We start from the raw sequence: 19,043 nt of genomic DNA, 5'->3' as shown, positions 1-19,043 counted from the left end.
GTATCAAGCAGATGAAAGTTATCCATGATTGGATCCTCAATGATATTCGATTGTTAAAGCAATGTGATGGTGTACAATGCATCCAATACAACATCGTTGGAGAACTCGTATTTGTAACGTTTACATTAGAGTTTGCTTTATATGCACAAGCATCTGAGGAAAGAGTTCAGTCTCCTGAAAATATTAAATTAGTCTATAAAAATACTTCACAATTGAATCAACCCGCAGTGTTGGCTGTTAGAGACGGCTTTCCTCGCGACTTACCACATTTAAATCCTACGGCTCTAGACCAACCACCATCAATATGTTTGTGGCGGAAAGGTGGAACAGAAACTCTTTACAAACAGAGAGGTATTATTGAAGTTATCCGCATCTTACAACAATGGCTTGAGGATGCTTCACTAGAGCAGTTGGAAAAAGATGGCTGGGAACCCTCTCCCAGAGCTAGCTTCTTAAGCTTCCACTGTGATGTTCCTAAACTACAACAAATGGTTGTTAACTCGAATAACTCTAATAGTATTTTCGTAGCAAATAGCTTCGGGTTGTTTTTCGAAGCAAACGAGAAATTTATCTATGGTTATTCGAGTGGTAATAAAGTTCTAAATAAAAAAACCTTCGATATAAATAAAAAAGTAAAGAAAGAAGAGCAGTTAACACAGCCATTTAATCTACCCTCAGATAAAATCGTAAAACTCAAAATGGTAGTTGCCATACCTCCTATTGATTTAATCGATAGCAAACATAACGCGAGTAAAATTGATTCTATTGAAGACTTGCGATGCTATGGTAACTACAATTCACTAAATACAGTACTTGATATTATAAACAAAGAGCTTTCTGATTCAAAAGATGATCGAGGAACGATTGTCGTTGTTGCTCACCGTAGACCATTCTCGCTCATTCCTGAAATTCAAGGGCTATCTGAAAACCCAATAGAAAGAGAGATTGAAATAGTTCCATTTCTTATTCGTAGAAACAAAGGGAACGTATCCGTTCATTTTCTATCTCTCAGATCAAACGTCAATGCTAAAGTATTTAGCGATATATCGAATTATGCGGTCACTCAAGGACAAATAGGTATCATTGGGTGCGGTGCTCTAGGCTCAACAATCGCAGACCAACTAGCTCGTGCTGGTCATACCGAAATTACATTATGGGATATGGATTGTCTTGAAGCACATAACTCAGCAAGACATGTTTGTACTCATTCTGTTTACGAAGTTCCAAATGTGATTACAAAAGCGGATTTAATGGGTAAACACATCGAAAATCTTTCAGAAGATCATAAGATTAGCGTGAGTTCAAAAAATCAGAATTTCGAATTAGAGCAGAATCGAACATTTTGTCGTAATGCAGTGCATTTAATCGATACAACGGCTAGTGATTTAGATAGGTATTGGCACAATACACCAGGATGTCCTGTTTCTAGATTATATATTTCAGATCAAGGACGCATTGGCTTAATTCAAACTCAGCCAAAGAATGGCATACCTGATATGCTAGATCTGGATGCTAAATTGTACTTATCGGCAAATCAGAACGCAGAAATACATAATTGGTTATCGAGACAAAGTGGCTTGAGCACTACGTTAGTAGGCTTAAGCTGTAGCAGTGACACACTAAAGATGCCTTGGTCAACAGTTATCAATCACGCATCGTCCTTACTGCCCTCACTAAAAAGGCAGTTCACAAAGGATGTACCATTACTAGGGGTGAATGTAGTCGATGAAGACGGTGTTCCTATGGGTTACAAACAACTCGGAGATTCAAGTTCTTTATCATTTATTTCTAAATCGGTTATTGATAATAATAATACCCAATGGAGAGTTACGATCAGTACTGAAGTTCTCCAGAAGATTCAAAGCATCAAAACCAAGCATAGCCCACGAGAAGCAGGAGGTTATCTTTTAGGGCTTTATAATATCGAATCTCATAGAATATCAGTAGTTTTTGCTTCTGAAGGAAAATTTAATTCGACCAATTCGAGGTTAGATTTAGAACCGATAGAGAATGACCCTGAAGTGCCATCTGTTTTGAAAGATAGTTGCGAGATGTTAGTCCCATTAGGTACGTGGCATAGCCATCCTAATTCTAAATCTAAAGAGTCATATACTGATATGACAACTTACAATAATGCCATTAGTAATTCTGAACAATTGTTGCCTTTTGTCATGTTAATTCAAGGTAACGATGAGCCAAATATATTAGTTGGCTACAATAGAAATATTTAGCTGTACTAATTCAGTACCTGATTAGTTACCCACTTTTTGATTTGGTAGCTGTCAAATCAGGTACTGAGCTGTATTGTAGTGATAAATCGCCACTTGCCCGAATTACTCTCTAAGCAGTAAAGTAAAGACTTGATAACTTTCTTTTCCTGTAGCGACTTCTCTTAACCGTTTATGATGTTGTTTATCACTAACACTTCGGCAGGTGTCAACAATACTTTTCCAATTGCGTTGACAACCCTCGCTCGGTCTTTATCGCCCATTATTTTCAAATCATCTGTAACCTCAATTAAGCTAAAGAGTTTTTTGATTGCCTCTTTTTCATCAACAGAAAACTTGGAAGATGGCACGGCGTCTACTGAACCTTGAGCATCAATTTGAGAACGGATCATTGAATTAACACTGATTGCGCCTTGGTTCTTAAAGTTATGAGAAAGTATTTTTTCAAGATGCTTAATTCTGTTTTCAAGTTGCTTGATGTAGATCTTAGTTTGAGGAGAACTTACCCCTGAAGAGTCACTGTTATTGCTAGATTTACGCGAAGCCGAAACCACTTCACAATAAGTGTCTATTATAGGCTTGTAGACGCCCTTGCTATCATTATCCAACGTTCCCTTCGCTGGTTTTCCTCCACGATTTTGTCGAATAAACTCGGCAATAGATGTTATGGTTATTACCATTCCGTGCTCTAAGTGATGTCGGCAAGCTGCTTTCACGTTGCTCATGCCAGTTTGTAGCCGTTGGTCTGTGTATTCCTTAAGTAGTTCCTCTACATATTTGTCAGCTTTTTCTAGTTTTTCTTGATTAATTTTCATACTCTATACCTGCTGAACTTGTAGAAAATGATTTGTCTAACCTTTTCAACCCTTCGATCAATTTTGATGCTTTCGTCGGATCCTCAAATAATAAACGAGGGTCAGCAAAAGCCTCATCTGTAATATCTTCACCCAAAAGCTCTTTGGTACGAACTGCTGCAAAAAGTACCGCCGCTCGTTTCACTTCATTGCTCGGAATGTACAACAGTGGGTTACTAACGGAAGCTTCGTTGAATATTTTATTGAGGAATTGATCTAAGTTATTAACATGGACTTCTGACTCAGAGGGGTCTAGACCAAGCATGGCCGCCTGCATGGAAAGCTCCATAGCTGCATCCAGCATATTCAAAGACTCATAGGTTGGCTCTACACAATATTTTTGATCGTTCATTAGAACTGGCATTGTCGAATTTTCGATTTCCATTTGCTCTAAACTTGCTTGCAACATTTTCTGGCGTCTTCTCAACTCTGTAACGCGATGACAAAGCAATTCTGTACGTTGATCTGCTTTATCATTTAATCTAGCAATAACGAACTCAGGGTCTTCAAGATTATCGTAGGCATCGTTAATCTGTTCATAAATCTTAAAACGTTCGTCTGTTAAAACTTTAACCTCGGTGGCACATTCGTTGAGATAGTAAATTTGTTCAGCTATAAACCGAGGACTAGAACGCCAATACCTACAATTCCCACATCTAAAAGCCCCACCTTTTACGCTTGTTAGCGAAGGTATATCGGTTCCATTTTGTCCTGCTTTTACGATGACTCCACCATCTTGACAGTCGAAGTTCATGCAAACTCCTCCTTTCATGAATCGTGGATGACCGCCTTTTGAAAAATCAGGTGGAAATAAACTAAAGTCTTCAACCAGTGCCGCATTGTCTATCCAGTTGATATTGTTAATTCCAGATTCCAAAGCATCTTTTTCATTCGCAATAGAAATGCCAGATTTTCTCTGAGCTTCCAACAGCGCCTTTTTATACTCTTTCTCACCGATTTTTCTGTAGTACATAGTCATAATGCTTGTGTTATGACCCACTAGAAGTTTGACGATATCTTTATCTAGACCAGAATTCAGAAGTTCAGTGATTCCGTAGACGCGTAAGCTATGCAAATCAAATAATGGCGTTCCGTCTTCGGCAAACGCTATCTTACTCTTTGCATGATGAGGATTTTTACGCTTATATCTAACTTCAGCTTCTTTGAGAACTTCAATGAATACCTTTCTCACTATCGCATGAGTTGGTGGCAAATAAATCGTCCCCATATCTGGGGTTATGATAGAAGCTTTTGGAGAAGATATGTCACGAAACAGTGGTATAAATCTAGGTAACTGCTCGAACACTGCCTGAGAATATTTCCCAGCATCTTCATCCACAGTTCGAACGGGAATCAAGTGCTTAGGTGAGTATTTATCGTTAAAAGCCTTCTGCTTTTTTATGATATCTAATACAGCATCGACATTTTCTATACCACTATCCACAACCCACGGAACTGAATAGCCCGTATGTCCTTTTTCCTGTAGTGTATAACCCTTTGTTTTATTAGTGTTGAAATATAGTGAAAGCTCGTCAACGCCTTCCTGTTGCTCAGATTGAATAAAAGCAGTCTTGCCAAACTTCTCATTATGAGTTTTCCCATCTGGATATACGAAGTTAGCTGTTGAGGCTGTGTTGATAACATATTTTTGACGATCTAAATCCCATATTTTTTCATCTAGTAACCCTTCATCAAGCCACCTTCCTTGATGTGTTCGTGCAGGAAGAATCATTAGAATGTGCAAAATGCGTGCTGCATTAGGCATAAATACAGTTTCGTTTGTAGCTGTCATATAGTTATATAGGGTGACAGTAAAAGAAGGAAACCTATCTCTGACAAACTCATAATCGCTTTCCGTTAACACTTCCAAACATGTGTCATATAAGTCACTCGGCATAGAGCGTCTAGATGTCGTGGTTCTTTTCCCAGCAGCATCTTTATAAATATCTTGGCTCGGGGGCATCGGAACAGCTTTCGTTGAACCTTGACGTTTTTTTGCATTAAAGATATGGGTTAGTGCTAGCCTAACTTGACTCCATACAGTTTTTTTTGATTGAGGTGAGCCAAAATTTGAGTGATTTTCTAGATAACGCCAAAAAGAGAACTCTTCACTATGAAGAGGATGATAAAAGTGATAAACCTCCATTTGCTCAACAGAGGTCAATTGTTCAGACTCTTTCGAGTTGTACTCAATAATAAAATCAATGAAGTGATTTAGGTATTGCATCTTTTGAGCGTTGCCCTGAGTCTTTGAGTAGAGCCTTAATTCGTTTAGCAACTCCTCTGGCAACTGGTTTTGGTATCGATTAAGAGTTGTGCTTGTTCTTGATAAATCACCTTCTAGAATGCGCTTAGTAGCACTTTTATTTAGCGCCCCTAAGTTAAATGGCTTAAAGTTAGGTTGATTGCGATAGGAATCTGTACGCTCTAAGTGTTGAATCACTTGTTTAAGCGCTTTCCTTGGATGCTCTGTCACCGACTCTTCATAACCCAGCTTGTCATTCATTTGCAAAGTGCATTTTACGTAATCAAAACAAAGCATTTCAGGTAGATCCTGCATTGCATTCATATTTGTACTGCAACGAAGACCTCGTAATAGGCGCATTTGCTCTGCTTGTGCTTGAGGTGAAGAAGCGCCTTTTGTGCTACTTATCTGAATGGCTATTTCATCTGTATCAGGGAAGATAAAAGGATAATTTGTGCGCCCCATAACCGCAGTGGCTTTTGAGTAAGGTGTAAATATTGCATTTTGTTTGATAAAATATTGAATTGCTAGACTAAAGCTAGCTCTCAATCGATAAACAAACATTTGATATAGATTAGTATCACCGTGAAAGTAGTGTGATTCAAAGAGATCTATAAAACCTGTGCCTATCTCGTAATAGTTATCTGCTTTGGTTCCAGCATTAGCATTTAGCACCAATGCACCTAATAAAGATACGAATGGAGACTCAAGGAAAGACTGCTTGTCATAAGGCAATTTAAGCTTGCCTTTCGTTTTCTTAATTTGACGAGGCGTAACGTCACTAAATAGAGACTCAAGTAAAAGCGTTATGAATTCCAAGTCAGAGAATTGAAGCTTGTGTTGCATCGCTTCAAAGTCGATGAGAGCTGGAACAATATATGGGTCGGTCGCAACAAACCTGTAATGTAATTGAATTTTTTCACCATTTAGCACAAATCCATCATCAATTACATTTTCGATTAGCTTGCACTTAGATTGGATATCTCCTTTATCAATACCCGATATAGAAGCTAGACGGTTAATCGCCCCGATAGTCAATGGTCGAATTTTCTGCTCTAGATTTCCCCTTTCATTGTTAATCTGTAGAAAGTCCACAACCTCTTTCTTATACATTGTTCGAAAAAAATCATTTAGAGTCTTACCTACATTACCAATCAGGGTCATGTCTATGACGCATGTATCAATGGTGGGGTTATACCTGACTTCTTTATCGTTATTGATATAACCTAGAGCGGTTTGAAGTACTTCCATGTCAGTCGTGATAGATATATGACTCATTCAAATAATTCCCTGAAAGTTAAGTCGTTAAACTCTGTATATTCTTTTTTCGCAACCTTAGCCCTAACTTTTGCAGAGGTAGGTTGAGCATAGCGTTCTGTTGACGAAAGGTATGCATGCCGCATGAAAACTTTGATATCCTCTAATTGCCAATCAAGAGCATTCTTGAGGTAGAAGCCGCAAAAATGTCTCAACGAGTGCGGTTGTCGAACAAAACCAAGCTCTTTCAAAGAACGCCTTTCAAAATGTTTTCGATAAGCGCCAAGTGTCATGGGACATCCATTATCTAAACATAAAAGCCAGGGATGCCCTGCCACTCTGTTTTGCTTGAGGAGCTTAGGCAATAGAACTGTACTAAAAAAGATACGTGCAAATTCATTAGACCAACTCAACACATAGCCATATGTCGGATGAGAAACTTGAAGAGTCATAGCCTTATCGCCAGCAAAGTATTTATCGTCTTTGTTAGAAATCATGCATCTTGGAATAGGGTTTGATAGGAATTCGATATCTCGTTCTGTTAAATCCGATTTATCCGTAATAGTTGAGGTATGGCGGTTAAGGATTGTTCGTCGTTCAACTAATCGATTACTATCTGGATCTAAAGTTTTCCCCGTGATTTGATTGTCAGAAACAATTATATCAGCCAGTCCATCATCAGAAGGAACGACATCATAAATCAAAATATTGGCGACTTCTGAGCCTCGAAGGGCTGTAAATGCTTGCAGTATATAAGCTGCTTGATAATTGATATTTTTTTCAGACTTAATGAACTCCGTTAATTCATTAGGAGGAAAAAACTTTGTTATTTTTTTTGACCCCGTTGTATTCCTTACATCGTAGTTTTCAGATGTAAAATGTAGCCTCCCCCCACGAAACTCATGCGAGTTTTCATCTTGATAACCAGTTCCCTCCAAGTGAGAAAGCAAACCTCTATGCTCAGGATCTACCTTTCGTGTCTTTCGTGCATTTTCAATAAGTACTTGATCAACCCCACTCAACGGTGTATCCAAATACGTCTTAGAAAACTTCTCAAATTTGATGTATGCGCTAATTAATCGTCTTACGGTGCTTAATTTAGACTCTTGCCAATAAAGACCTAGCTTGCAATTACCATTTGAATCTACTGTCCCATTTAGTTTTGCTTCAAAATAGGCGTATAGCAATTCACTAGGGTTACGTAGCCAGTCATCTTGCTTTTCTGGCTGACACTCAAAAAAAACCAATATATCTGAAACTACATCAATAACTGGTTGCAAGTTAGATGACTTACCTCCTCCAAGGGCATACTCATGTTTAATGAACAAAAGCAATGCGAAGTTAATTTTTCCTTCTAGCGTAAAAACTAGTGGAAAGTCTCTGTTACCAAACTCCTCCGTTTTGACATATGTCATGTAATACGTTTTCTTAAACTTTTTCATATGTAACCAAAGACAATGACACCCAACCTATGTGAACGTTAACATGTCACATTTACACAATCAAGACTTATGGATCGATCTGTAAAATTCCAACTTATGTGACTTATGTGTGATAATTTCTTGTCTCAAAAATCTTTCTTCTGGCGTCCAGAAGAAGTAGACGTATCTAGCGACCGTATCGATTACAACAAACTGCCAGATCACGAGAAGCACATCTTCATCTCTAACTTGAAGTACCAAACGCTTCTAGACTCTATCCAAGGTCGTAGCCCTAACGTGGCACTGCTGCCGCTTGTATCTCTGCCGGAACTAGAGACTTGGATTGAGACTTGGTCTTTCTCTGAAACGATTCACTCTCGTTCTTACACGCACATTATTCGTAACATCGTGAACGACCCTGCTGTGGTATTTGATGATATCGTTGAGAACGAGCACATCCTGAAGCGTGCAAAAGACATCGCGCACTACTACGACGATTTGATTCAAGCGACGAATGATTACCATCGCTACGGTGAAGGTGAGCATGTCCTTAACGGTGAAACGGTTAAGGTTAGTCTGTACGACCTTAAGAAGAAACTGTACATCTGTCTGATGTCTGTGAACGCTCTAGAAGCGATTCGTTTTTACGTAAGTTTCGCATGTTCTTTCGCTTTCGCAGAACGCGAACTAATGGAAGGTAACGCGAAAATCATCAAACTGATTGCACGTGATGAAGCGCTTCACCTGAACGGTACGCAACACATGATCAACCTGCTACGTAACGGTCAGGATGATTTCACTTTCATGCAAATCGCAGAAGAAGCAAAACAAGACTGTTTTGACCTATTCAAAGAAGCGGCTGAGCAAGAAAAAGAGTGGGCAGAGTATCTATTCAAAGATGGCTCGATGATCGGTCTAAACAAAGACATCCTAAGCCAATATGTTGAATACATCACCAACATCCGTATGCAAGCAGTAGGTCTACCTGCAGCTTATCCAGAAGCAACAACCAACCCAATCCCATGGATTAACGCTTGGTTGTCTTCAGATAACGTTCAAGTTGCACCTCAAGAAGCGGAAATTTCTTCTTACCTTGTGGGTCAAATTGACAATGAAGTTCGCGCAGACGACTTCGAAGGATTCGAGCTGTAATGGCAACACTCAAAATCAACAAACTCATCAGTATTGAATCCAACCCTTCCAATACAATTTTGGAAACAATGGAGCAAGCTGGCTTATTACCAGAATACAACTGTCGTGATGGGCACTGTGGCGCTTGTCGCTGCAAGTTGGAATCTGGTGAAGTGGAGTATGTTGGTTTTGCCATGGCTTACACGCAAAGTGATGAGATATTACCTTGTATCTGTAAAGCAAAATCGGATTTGTCACTCAGTGGCGTTAACTACGCGATGAAAGAAAAGCAGCGCGCATAACGTGACTCGACGGTATAAAACGCAAAAGCCAAGGTGATTACCTTGGCTTTTTTGTATCTACGTGTTTTATCTCTCAGGCTGTTATAGGTCTCTGGTTATAAAGCACTACCTGGGAGATGCATCTCTTTAACTTTCTCTAAAAATGCATAATGTGCAAACATCGGTTTACGTTCTAGGTAACGACGCAACAAGTCTAGTGCTGCCGTGCTGATCACTTTAACTTGATCATTGCGCGGATACTTTTTCGAGAGTTTATATAATGCTCCCCACTCGCCTGACGGTGTCGATAAAGCGACGGAAAAAACACCCTCTTCAATATCGCCAGTGACGAGTGATAAATCCGTCCCACACTTCTCTCGCGTCGCTCCTGCCAGAGCAAACGTTTCTGCTAATGGGTCTCCGCTGTTGCTCATCGCTTGAGTCTGGCTTGGTAGTACCCAACCATGTCCAAGTTGCCTTTCAGCGTTTTCATCACTATTTAACCAATAAGTTAAGTATCCACCACTGCTTTTTTCGGAAACCGACACGGTTAACTCTTTATCCACCAACAGCTGGCCGACATTTTCAATCATAGGTAAATCAATACTAACGGTATTGCTTTCAAGATGCTTATTGATCATCTGTACCAACTTCAAACGCTGTTCAAGCTGGTCAGAAGGGCCAAAGAGTTTCACTTCAATAAAAGGTAAGTAAGAGCGATAACCAAGCTCATACCCTTGAGGAAGTTTTAGCTGATCAAGCTTGTCCGAGATGCCGGATTCGGAAAGGCCAAACGTATAGATTCGACTACAACATGAACCTTGCACCTCTGGAAAAGCTCTTCTCAGATCAGGCAAAATTTGCGTCTCTGCCATAAGCTTAAATTCACTTGGCACACCCGGCGTAAAATAAAAAATGGCATCATTAATCAGCATCTTGAAACCACAGGCCGTGCCTATCGGGTTATCCAGAATCTCAGCCGTTTCTGGTAGCATGGCTTGTTTTAAGTTACTGTCTGGCATTGGGATGCCACGTCGAGCATACAAACTTTCTAGATGCTGCAACCACTCTTTGAAAAGCACGAGTTTACACTCAGCAGCTCTCGCGGCAGCAGCCGCACTCATATCATCGGTTGTTGGCCCTAAACCACCATTCACGATCACCACGTCATTGTTGAAGCTCAACATTAAAAACTCTTCAACCAAGCTCGACAGGCTATCACCAACCGTTGAACGCTTTGTTAAGCCAAATCCATGTTGATAAAACAGGCTAGACAACCATGCCGCATTAGTATCAACAATATCACCGTGGAGCACTTCCTCACCGGTACTAAGCATTGCTATTTTCACAACTGACTCCTGAACATAAGCACAATCCTATTATTCGTTATAGTGCTTATTTTTCTTTTTATTTGGACGAATCTCGACGAGATATATTGGGACTAAATAAGGATCAAGTATTTAAATGGTTGATGTTTTGAGGGATAATTGCGAGCCCGATCATCACACCATCAACTCGGAGACCTTTGTGTCAAAATCATCCATGTTCAAGAAAACTCTAACTGGCCTTTGCTTGACTTCGTCAGCGCTTGCGCAAGCAAGTCAGTACGATATGACCAGTCATACGGAGTTTTCTTACACACCTGATTGCTTGTCAGGTTACTGCGAAACGACGACTCTGTACACCTTCGAGTCTCAAAATCGCGGTCTTATGTTTGAACAGAATAATGATGATTCATTAAATCTTGATGCAGGGCTTCAGCCTAAACATCTCATTATCCCTCAAGATAAAGACTGGGATTACCTCATGGGTCAAACATACACCATTCTTGGCCTGAGTATCGCAACCGTTGGTATGATGACTTTCCTTCCAGAAAGTATCACTAAATGGGACGAAGAAGACCGAGACATGAGTAAGCTGGGTCAAAAATGGAAAGATAATGTCTCTGACGGGCCTGTTTGGGATCGTGATGAACATGTCCTCAACTACATCATGCATCCTTATTTTGGCGGCGTTTACTACACAGCCGCACGCCACGCTGGCTATAACGAGTTTCAGTCATTCTTGTACTCCGCAACCATGTCAACGTTCTTTTGGGAGTACGGAGTAGAGGCATTTGCAGAAGTGCCATCTTGGCAGGATATTTTTATCACACCATTCTTTGGTGCTGTGGTTGGCGAAATGATGCTCACTGCTGAGCAAGATATTGTAGCAAACGGCGGCGAAGTCATGGGCTCTGAAACCGTCGGTGATGTATCACTCTTCTTCCTAAACCCTGTTGGGCATATCCATTATTGGGTAACCGATGCATGGGGCGGTAGTGCAGAACTACAATTTAATTCATCACCTTGGTTTGGTAATCAAGACGTCGCAAAATTCGCAATGGACGCAGGCGCCAACTACGATAGCCAATTTTACGGTGTCGAACTAAAAGTAACATTTTAGCCTTGACTTGAGTTGATACTCAGTAGAAAAGCAGCCTTATGATGGCTGCTTTTTTGTGCCCTAAACATCGTTTTAATTATTTGCTTCACGAATTAGTGTCAAAAATTGACTTTCATCAAACATAACCCTCTCCTAGCACCTACACTAAATAAAAGGATTTATTCCAATAACTTAAGTAGCACGTTTATTCGTACTGCGTCCAAACCTTATTCCAGGAGGGGACATTATGAACACCGTATTTATTGTTAATTTTGTCGGACAAGCGTCACCCGCAACTATCAAAGAACTCGCAGCAATTACTCATGAAAATGGCGGTAAATGGCTGATAAGCAAAGTAAACTTTATCGAAGATCAAGTTGCAGGTGTCATCAAAGTAGAGCTTCCAAGAGAAAATGCCGACATCGTTAAAGAGGCGTTCTCTTCATGTCAAACTCTTGTGGTTAGGTTCGTTGACTCGGATCCTCACTCGCATCGTGAAGACACCATCTTTCAGCTTCGCTTAGATGCCAACGATAGAGCAGGTATTGTGAATGAAATTACTCACGTTCTCGATAATCAAGGCATTTCAATTCTAGATATGGATTGCCAACGCGTATTCATTGCAGGCGGCGGTGGGGTAAGCTCCAGCTTATTCAGCGCAAAAATGGCGATTAAATTGCCTAGCGAGCTAGAGATAGAGGACGTGGCTAATGAGTTAGAATCTCTGAGTGAAGACACTCGTGTAATTGTAGAAAGCTAACTGCATACCTTTAACTCTTCCCCAATGAAAAAGAGCAGCAATTCAGCTGCTCTTTGTCGTTCTAATACTCAATACGTTTTATTTCACTGACCACTGAGACAGTGAACGTTTGAAATCAGAGTAGTCAAATTCATTCAGTTTTTGAATGTCACCATTCGAGCGTTCACAGTAAACCGAAGGCATACGTAGACCGTTAAACCAGTTCAGTTTCACCATGGTGTAACCTGCACTATCTAGAATATGCAGACGCTGTCCGATCTCGAGAGGCTGTTCGAAGTTCGCCACGCAAAACTGGTCACCAGCTAAACAAGAGCACGATCCAATCACGTATTCATGTTCACCGTTTTCAGATGCTTCAAGAATTGACGCTGGCTCGTTGTAGATAAGCGTATCCAAACGGTGGGCTTCTGTTGCCGAATCGACAATCGCCGTCTTCTTTACATTCTCCACAATATCAACCACTGTTACAACAAGATCGGTTGTCTTAGTGATGATCGCTTCACCCGGCTCTAGATACATTTGTACGCCGTGTTTCTCTGAGAATGCTTTAAGCGCTAAACCCAACTTCTCGATGTCGTACCCCGGCCATGTGAAGAAAACGCCGCCACCCATGCTTACCCAGTCCAGCTTATCTAGGTACTCGCCAAACTGCTCTGAAATAGCATCGAGTAAGCCGATAAACGCATCCACGTCTTTGTTCTCACAGTTCATGTGGAACATTACGCCATCAATACCATCAAAAATTTCCGGTTTGATGTGATCAGCCTGAACACCAAGACGAGAGAATTGACGAGCTGGGTTTGCTAAGTCTTGCCCTGCGTAGCTCACACCTGGGTTTAGTCGCAAGCCAATCGATGCTTTACCTTCGACAATATGACGATAAGCCGCTAGCTGTGACTGAGAGTTAAAGATCATCTTGTCACAGATGTCCGCCACGTCGCGAACGTCATCTTCGCTGTAACCCACACTGTATGCGTGTGTCTCACCACCGAACGTTTCGTAGCCAAGCTTCACTTCAAACGGGCCAGAGCTGGTTGTTCCGTCTAGGTAAGGCTTGATGATGTCGAATACACCCCATGTTGAGAAGCACTTCAGTGCTAATACAAGCTTCACACCAGAGATGTCTTTTAGCTGTTTTGCTTTCTCTAGGTTCTCAATCAGCTTGTCTTCATTGATCATGAAGTATGGCGTTTTTAGTTCGTTTTGTTGCATTTTGATACCTTACGTCCCTTCGCCTTAGCAAAGGCACTATAAAATCGAACAAAGCCGACGCAAGTGCATCGGCTTAAACGTACAAATAAGAGTCGCTAAATTCTTACTTCAATTTATGGATAACAGGTTGTCCTGGCTCCAGTTCTTGAACATGCCAATCTAGACCAATCGATGGCATGGTTTCTAGGAATGGGTCTGGATCTAGCTGCTCCATGTTGAACACGCCTTTGTCTGCCCACTTACCACGGAAAAACTGCAAAGCCGCGGTGATCGCAGGTACGCCAGTGGTGTATGAGATAGCTTGGTGTTCAACATCTTCGTATGCAACTTCGTGATCTGCGTTGTTGTAGATAAATACGCTGCGATCTTTACCGTCTTTCTTACCTTGTACCCAAGTACCGATACACGTTAAGCCTGTATAACCTGGTGCGAGAGATGTTGGGTCCGGCAGTAGCGCTTTCAATACGTGTAGAGGTTGGACTACCGTGCCGTCGTGCAGCGTCAGTGGGTCTGGGCTGAGTAGACCAATATCGCGCATTACGTTGAAATAGTTCAGGTAACGGTCACCGAACCCCATCCAAAACTCAATGCGTTTCGCCGGGATGAACTCTTGCATAGATCGAACTTCGTCGTGCGCCATTGAGTACACTTTATGTGAACCACAGTTCGGGAATTCAAACTCAAGCATACGTGAGTGACAAGGTACTTGTTTCCACTCGCCGTTTTCCCAGTAGAAGGAATCACCTTGAATCTCAAGCATGTTCGTTTCTGGGTCAAAGTTAGTTGCGAACTTCTTACCGTGGTCACCTGCGTTTACATCCATTACGTCGATAGTATCGATTTCATCGAACAGATGTTTCACCGCGTATGCAGCAAACACCGATACTACGCCCGGATCGAAACCGGCACCAAGAATACCTGTGATACCCGCCTCTTCAAACTTCTCACGGTAGCCCCACTGCCAATCGTAAGCTTGAGGTACTTGTTGGCCTTCAGAACACAAATCAACCGCAACAGATGTATCAAGGTATGACACTTTAGCTTGGTAACATGCTTCCATAATAGACATGTTCACCCAAGGAGGACCCGCGTTGATCACTAAGTCAGGCTGCACTTCTTTAATTAAAGCAACTAAAGAATCTACGTCGTCCGCGTTTACCGCACGAGCTTCTAGTTTCTTAGTTGAATCTTTCAGATTGTTTTTCTTCTGAATCGATTCGATGATTTTCTCACACTTACCTACGGTACGTGATGCGATTGTGATATCACCCAGAACGTCGTTGTTTTGTGCTGCTTTATGTGCAACTACCCAGCCAACGCCGCCTGCACCAATCTGTAGAATTGCCATAGTTTTCCGTTACCTTTGTTAAACTAGCTCTGCCGCTAGCGTATTGATTTTTGAGAGCAAAGATTCAAAGTCCGCCGTCGTCAGACACGGGTTCAAAATCGTAAATTTAAGCGCGGTTTTATCGTCGACAATGGTTTCACCCAATACCGCGATACCGCGTGTTAACGCTTCTAAGCGCAACGTTTTGTTCAGTTCGTCAAGATCCGCTGATTCATGTGTCGCGCGGAACAGAACCGTAGATAGTGATGGTTCAGCCAACAACTCAAAGTGTTTGTTATCTCGAATCATGTCCGCAACTTCAAGCGTCTGACCAAGTAAATGATCGTACATATCGCCTAGGGCTTTTGGCCCCACGCTTTGCATCGTCATAAACACTTTTAGCGCATCAAAACGCTTAGTTGTAGCAATAGACTTATCCACCAAGTTCGGTAGTTCGTCGTGTTCGCGGTTCAAGTAGTCTGCATGATGAAGCAGGAATTTAAAGTTAGACTTGTCATTCACCAACAGCGCGCCACAACTGATGGTTTGGTAAAACAACTTGTGGAAGTCTACGCTGATGGAGTGTGCACGCTCACAACCTTTCAGACGGGCTTTTTGGCTACTTAGAATCAGAGCTCCACCGTATGCACCGTCGACGTGCATCCACATGTCATGTTTCGCTGCCATATCGGCGATAAAGTCTAGGTCATCAATAGCACCGTGATCCGTTGTGCCCGCTGTGCCGACAATTGCAAATGGGATCAAACCTTCTGCTTTTGCCTGATTTAGAACTTCGTCTAACTTAGTGACATCCATCGTTCCATCGGCATTCGCATCGACGGTCATAACCGCTTTTTCACCCAATCCCATCCAAGACGCTGATTTTTGAACCGTGAAGTGGGATTTTTTCGAACATACAATACGCAGCTTGTCTGCGTATTCAGGAAGGCCAAGCTTTTGAATTGAGTGCGCACTGAGTTTGTCAGCAATCCAATCACGCGCAAGCATCAAACCCATTTGATTACTTTGCGTGCCGCCGCTCGTGAAGATACCGTCCGCTTTTTCACCTAACTCGTATTTATCGCATAGCCAGTTCACAACTTTCTGTTCAACATAAGTCGCTGATGAAGCTTGATCCCATGAGTCCATTGATTGGTTCAAAGCCGCAATCATTGCCTCTGCGGCAATAGCAGGCATCAACGGTGGAGTATGAAGGTGAGCGATACAATCTGGATGTTGAGTAAAAATCGCGTTTTTCGCGACCAACTCGGCTGCATCATCAATAACCGTTTTGAGAGGCACATTTTTATTGTCAAGATCAACAGCATGGATCGCTGCTTCCAATGCTTTTGGATCCATACCTGAGTATGGTGCAGCAACCTGTTCAAACACTGATTTCATTGCTGTCGTAGTGTGATTCATCACCGAAGCAAACTCATTGCTGCCCAACTCTCCAGTGTGGATGAAATGCTTCTTCCATTCATCTTGTGGCTGAGTTTCGATGTGACTACCGCCGGCTGCTAAAATCGCGTCTTCAAATACACGTAAAGCAAAGTCGATTTGCTCAAACGAGATGATAAGAGGAGGAAGGAAGCGAATTACTGCACCTTCACGTCCGCCTTTCTCAACGATCAAGCCACGCTCAAGTGCTGCGCGTTGAATGGAAAGAGTGAGTTCACTATCCGCTTGAGGTTCGCCAAATTTATTGAGCTCACCGTTTGGATTTTTAATCTCCACACCAAGCATCAAGCCTTTGCCACGTACTTCTGCGATACAGTTCACGCGCTTTTGAATGCTTTCAAGACCATAGCGCAAATACTGGCCCGCAATATTGGCATGCTCAACCAGATTGTCACGCTGGATGATTTCTAATGCTTTCGCACCAGAGACCATGGCTAACTGATTGCCACGAAACGTACCTGTGTGTTCGCCCGGCTTCCAAGTATCATGCTGCTTGTTGATAACCAATAGCGACATTGGTAAGCCACCGCCAATAGCTTTTGATAAACACAGGATATCTGGAACAATTCCCGACTCTTCAAATGCGAAATTGTAGCCAGTTTTACCAACACCACACTGGATCTCATCGAAGATCAGTAAAATACCGTGTTCATCACAAATACGACGTAACTCTCGCAGCCAGAATGCTGGCGCAGGAACAACACCACCCTCACCTTGCACTGGCTCAACGATGATCGCAGCAGGCTTCATAATGCCCGATTCATCATCGTTTAAAAGACGATCGATATAGCGAATGCTTGCTTTCGCACCTTCATCACCGCCAAGTCCAAATGGACAACGCAAATTGTATGGGAAAGGCATAAAGTGCACGTCTGACATTAAACCAGTTCGACGCGCTTTCGTACCTAGGTTGCCCATCATGCCCATTGTGCCGTTAGTCATACCATGATATGCGCCACGAAAAGCAAACATGGTGTTACGACCAGTAGTCTGCTTTGCGAGTTTGATCGCGGCTTCAACTGCATCGGCTCCAGACGGACCACAAAATTGGATAACGCTGTTCTCACTTAACTCTTGAGGAAGAAAAGATTTAACAGATTGAATAAACGTCGTTTTTGCTGATGTTGCAATATCTAGCGTTTGATATGGCAGACCCGAATCTAATTGCTCTTTCAGAGCTTGGTTTATTTCAGGATGGTTATACCCCAAAGCTAGAGTGCCCGCCCCCGCAAGGCAGTCTAAAAAGATCTGTCCACGTGTATCTTCAACCAAGCAACCAAAAGCTTGTTTGATTGCGATTGGCAAGCGACGTGGATAAGAACGCACTTCAGATTCATGCTCAGCCTGATCAATCAATACTTGATCTGGCGTTAAGTCATACGTTCCCTCAACGATAGGAACCTGAGACGAAAAAATGTTTGCGATATTGCTATCGACTTCAAAGGCAGTGCTCATACTACATAATCCCTTGAATTATAATAATTCTATATCCTGTATTAATAATCATTGGAATGAAGTTACAGGAGATGTGTATACCCCTCCGCATTTGTCAGTGCAAAATGACAAATACAGATCATCTGCCACGATATTCGTGACTTTATATGTAAAAGGGATTAATCAAGGTTCCGTAATGCACCCGTTTTGTAAAACAGGACATTTCGGCAGTATGAAGCTGATTAGTGTGTGTTTATTCAAAGGTTTCAATGTTGGGTTTCCCATTAATATGCCGCTTTTACAGCATTAGTATCCCGTCTATCGACAAAAGGCTTTGCCGATACCTACCCTACGCAGTGTCACAATCAGCTTGAATGGTCACTACGCGTATCCCCCAGAGATCAAACGTTGTTAATTACGCTCCGAGATTGCGCGCGAATTTATCACAAAATAAAATCTTCTGGCAACGATTTTTCATATTAGTAACAGTGACGCAAATCACAACAAAGTTCCCCCTAGTGATATTTATACATTCATACTCATCTACAACGCTTTTCTTCTTTTCTCAAATACCTGTTATTTAAACAAATATCCTTACAATATCAGCACCATGAACCAAAACGGTTTATGAACATACCACTCTTTAATCGTAGAACATTATTTTCAGTATCCAAGGTATTTAACAGAGCTAGTATTTACGTTACTGCTCAGCCTAAAGCGATGAGTCTTTATTCACAGAACTTTGATTGACTAAACTTAAACTAGCTGGATGGGTATGGCCATGAAGTGACGTTGCTATGGCTAAAATTAACAAGAAGTTAAGTTAGTAAGCTGAAGGAGCTCAGTGCTTAACGAAATCCATCACAGAGAAGAAATTTAAGATTTGAAGAAATACAAAAAAGGCCCAGCATTTTGATGCTGGGCCTTAAACCTGGAGCGACACACGAGGTTCGAACTCGTGACCTCAACCTTGGCAAGGTTGCGCTCTACCAACTGAGCTAGTGTCGC

Annotated in this window: 11 protein-coding genes, 1 tRNA gene and 1 pseudogene; 5 read left to right on the top strand and 8 right to left on the bottom strand. The window is 41.8% G+C overall.

Features of this window, described 5'->3' with window-relative positions; all coding sequences use genetic code 11:
• The first annotated feature begins 11 nt into the window (after positions 1-11).
• Positions 12-2,231 (top strand): ThiF family adenylyltransferase, encoded by a 2,220-nt coding sequence (locus ACWYVB_RS19995; RefSeq protein WP_180793370.1) that lies wholly within the window; start codon positions 12-14, stop codon positions 2,229-2,231.
• Between the two features lie 161 nt (positions 2,232-2,392).
• On the opposite strand, the gene ACWYVB_RS19990 is transcribed toward ACWYVB_RS19995, so the two are convergent.
• The 3 genes from ACWYVB_RS19990 to ACWYVB_RS19980 are packed head-to-tail and all read right to left on the bottom strand — an operon-like array spanning position 2,393 to position 8,026.
• Positions 2,393-3,043 carry a hypothetical protein gene (locus ACWYVB_RS19990; protein WP_140167533.1) on the bottom strand — a complete coding sequence of 217 codons (651 nt, stop codon included), beginning with the start codon at positions 3,041-3,043 and terminating at the stop codon, positions 2,393-2,395.
• Positions 3,033-6,605 (bottom strand): VPA1269 family protein, encoded by a 3,573-nt coding sequence (locus tag ACWYVB_RS19985; RefSeq protein ID WP_140167534.1) that lies wholly within the window; start codon positions 6,603-6,605, stop codon positions 3,033-3,035. Before ACWYVB_RS19985 ends, ACWYVB_RS19990 begins: the two co-directional genes overlap by 11 nt.
• Positions 6,602-8,026 carry a site-specific integrase gene (locus ACWYVB_RS19980; protein WP_074191529.1) on the bottom strand — a complete coding sequence of 475 codons (1,425 nt, stop codon included), beginning with the start codon at positions 8,024-8,026 and terminating at the stop codon, positions 6,602-6,604. Before ACWYVB_RS19980 ends, ACWYVB_RS19985 begins: the two co-directional genes overlap by 4 nt.
• A gap of 126 nt (positions 8,027-8,152) precedes the next feature.
• Between ACWYVB_RS19980 and nrdB the strand changes: the two are divergent.
• Positions 8,153-9,157 (top strand): annotated as a pseudogene (gene nrdB / locus ACWYVB_RS19975) (class Ia ribonucleoside-diphosphate reductase subunit beta); the annotation flags it as partial.
• The gene (yfaE, locus tag ACWYVB_RS19970) at positions 9,157-9,438 is read left to right on the top strand and encodes a class I ribonucleotide reductase maintenance protein YfaE (RefSeq protein WP_005376817.1); all 282 of its coding nucleotides are present in this window, start codon (positions 9,157-9,159) and stop codon (positions 9,436-9,438) included. The pseudogene nrdB and the gene yfaE, both read left to right, overlap by 1 nt.
• Positions 9,439-9,533: 95 nt before the next feature.
• Here the strand turns inward: yfaE and ACWYVB_RS19965 are convergent, their stop codons facing one another.
• A complete protein-coding gene (locus ACWYVB_RS19965) occupies positions 9,534-10,766 on the bottom strand; it encodes a CinA family nicotinamide mononucleotide deamidase-related protein (protein ID WP_457529900.1) in 1,233 nt (410 codons plus the stop codon).
• Between the two features lie 193 nt (positions 10,767-10,959).
• On the opposite strand from ACWYVB_RS19965, the gene ACWYVB_RS19960 reads away from it, so the two are divergent.
• The gene (locus ACWYVB_RS19960) at positions 10,960-11,862 is read left to right on the top strand and encodes a DUF3943 domain-containing protein (protein ID WP_074191814.1); all 903 of its coding nucleotides are present in this window, start codon (positions 10,960-10,962) and stop codon (positions 11,860-11,862) included.
• Between the two features lie 226 nt (positions 11,863-12,088).
• Positions 12,089-12,601: a glycine cleavage system protein R gene (locus tag ACWYVB_RS19955; protein ID WP_005394795.1), complete on the top strand. Its 513-nt coding sequence runs from the start codon at positions 12,089-12,091 to the stop codon at positions 12,599-12,601.
• Positions 12,602-12,679: 78 nt separating this feature from the next.
• Here ACWYVB_RS19955 and nspC read toward each other — a convergent pair whose 3' ends face one another.
• The 4 genes from nspC to ACWYVB_RS19935 all read right to left on the bottom strand — a co-directional run bounded on the left by nspC (position 12,680) and on the right by ACWYVB_RS19935 (position 19,043).
• Positions 12,680-13,813, bottom strand: a complete 1,134-nt coding sequence (nspC, locus tag ACWYVB_RS19950) for a carboxynorspermidine decarboxylase (protein ID WP_005394797.1) — start codon at positions 13,811-13,813, stop codon at positions 12,680-12,682.
• 103 nt (positions 13,814-13,916) lie between these two features.
• Entirely contained in the window at positions 13,917-15,161 is a 1,245-nt protein-coding gene (locus ACWYVB_RS19945; protein WP_005394799.1) for a carboxynorspermidine synthase, read from the bottom strand.
• 18 nt (positions 15,162-15,179) lie between these two features.
• The gene (locus ACWYVB_RS19940; RefSeq protein WP_457529897.1) at positions 15,180-18,056 is read right to left on the bottom strand and encodes a diaminobutyrate--2-oxoglutarate transaminase family protein; all 2,877 of its coding nucleotides are present in this window, start codon (positions 18,054-18,056) and stop codon (positions 15,180-15,182) included.
• A gap of 911 nt (positions 18,057-18,967) precedes the next feature.
• Positions 18,968-19,043, bottom strand: a tRNA-Gly gene (locus ACWYVB_RS19935).

Source organism: Vibrio sp. JZG10, from assembly GCF_054064075.1.
Note: the sequence above shows the minus strand (reverse complement) of the source record. Positions and strands in the feature narration are given on the sequence as shown.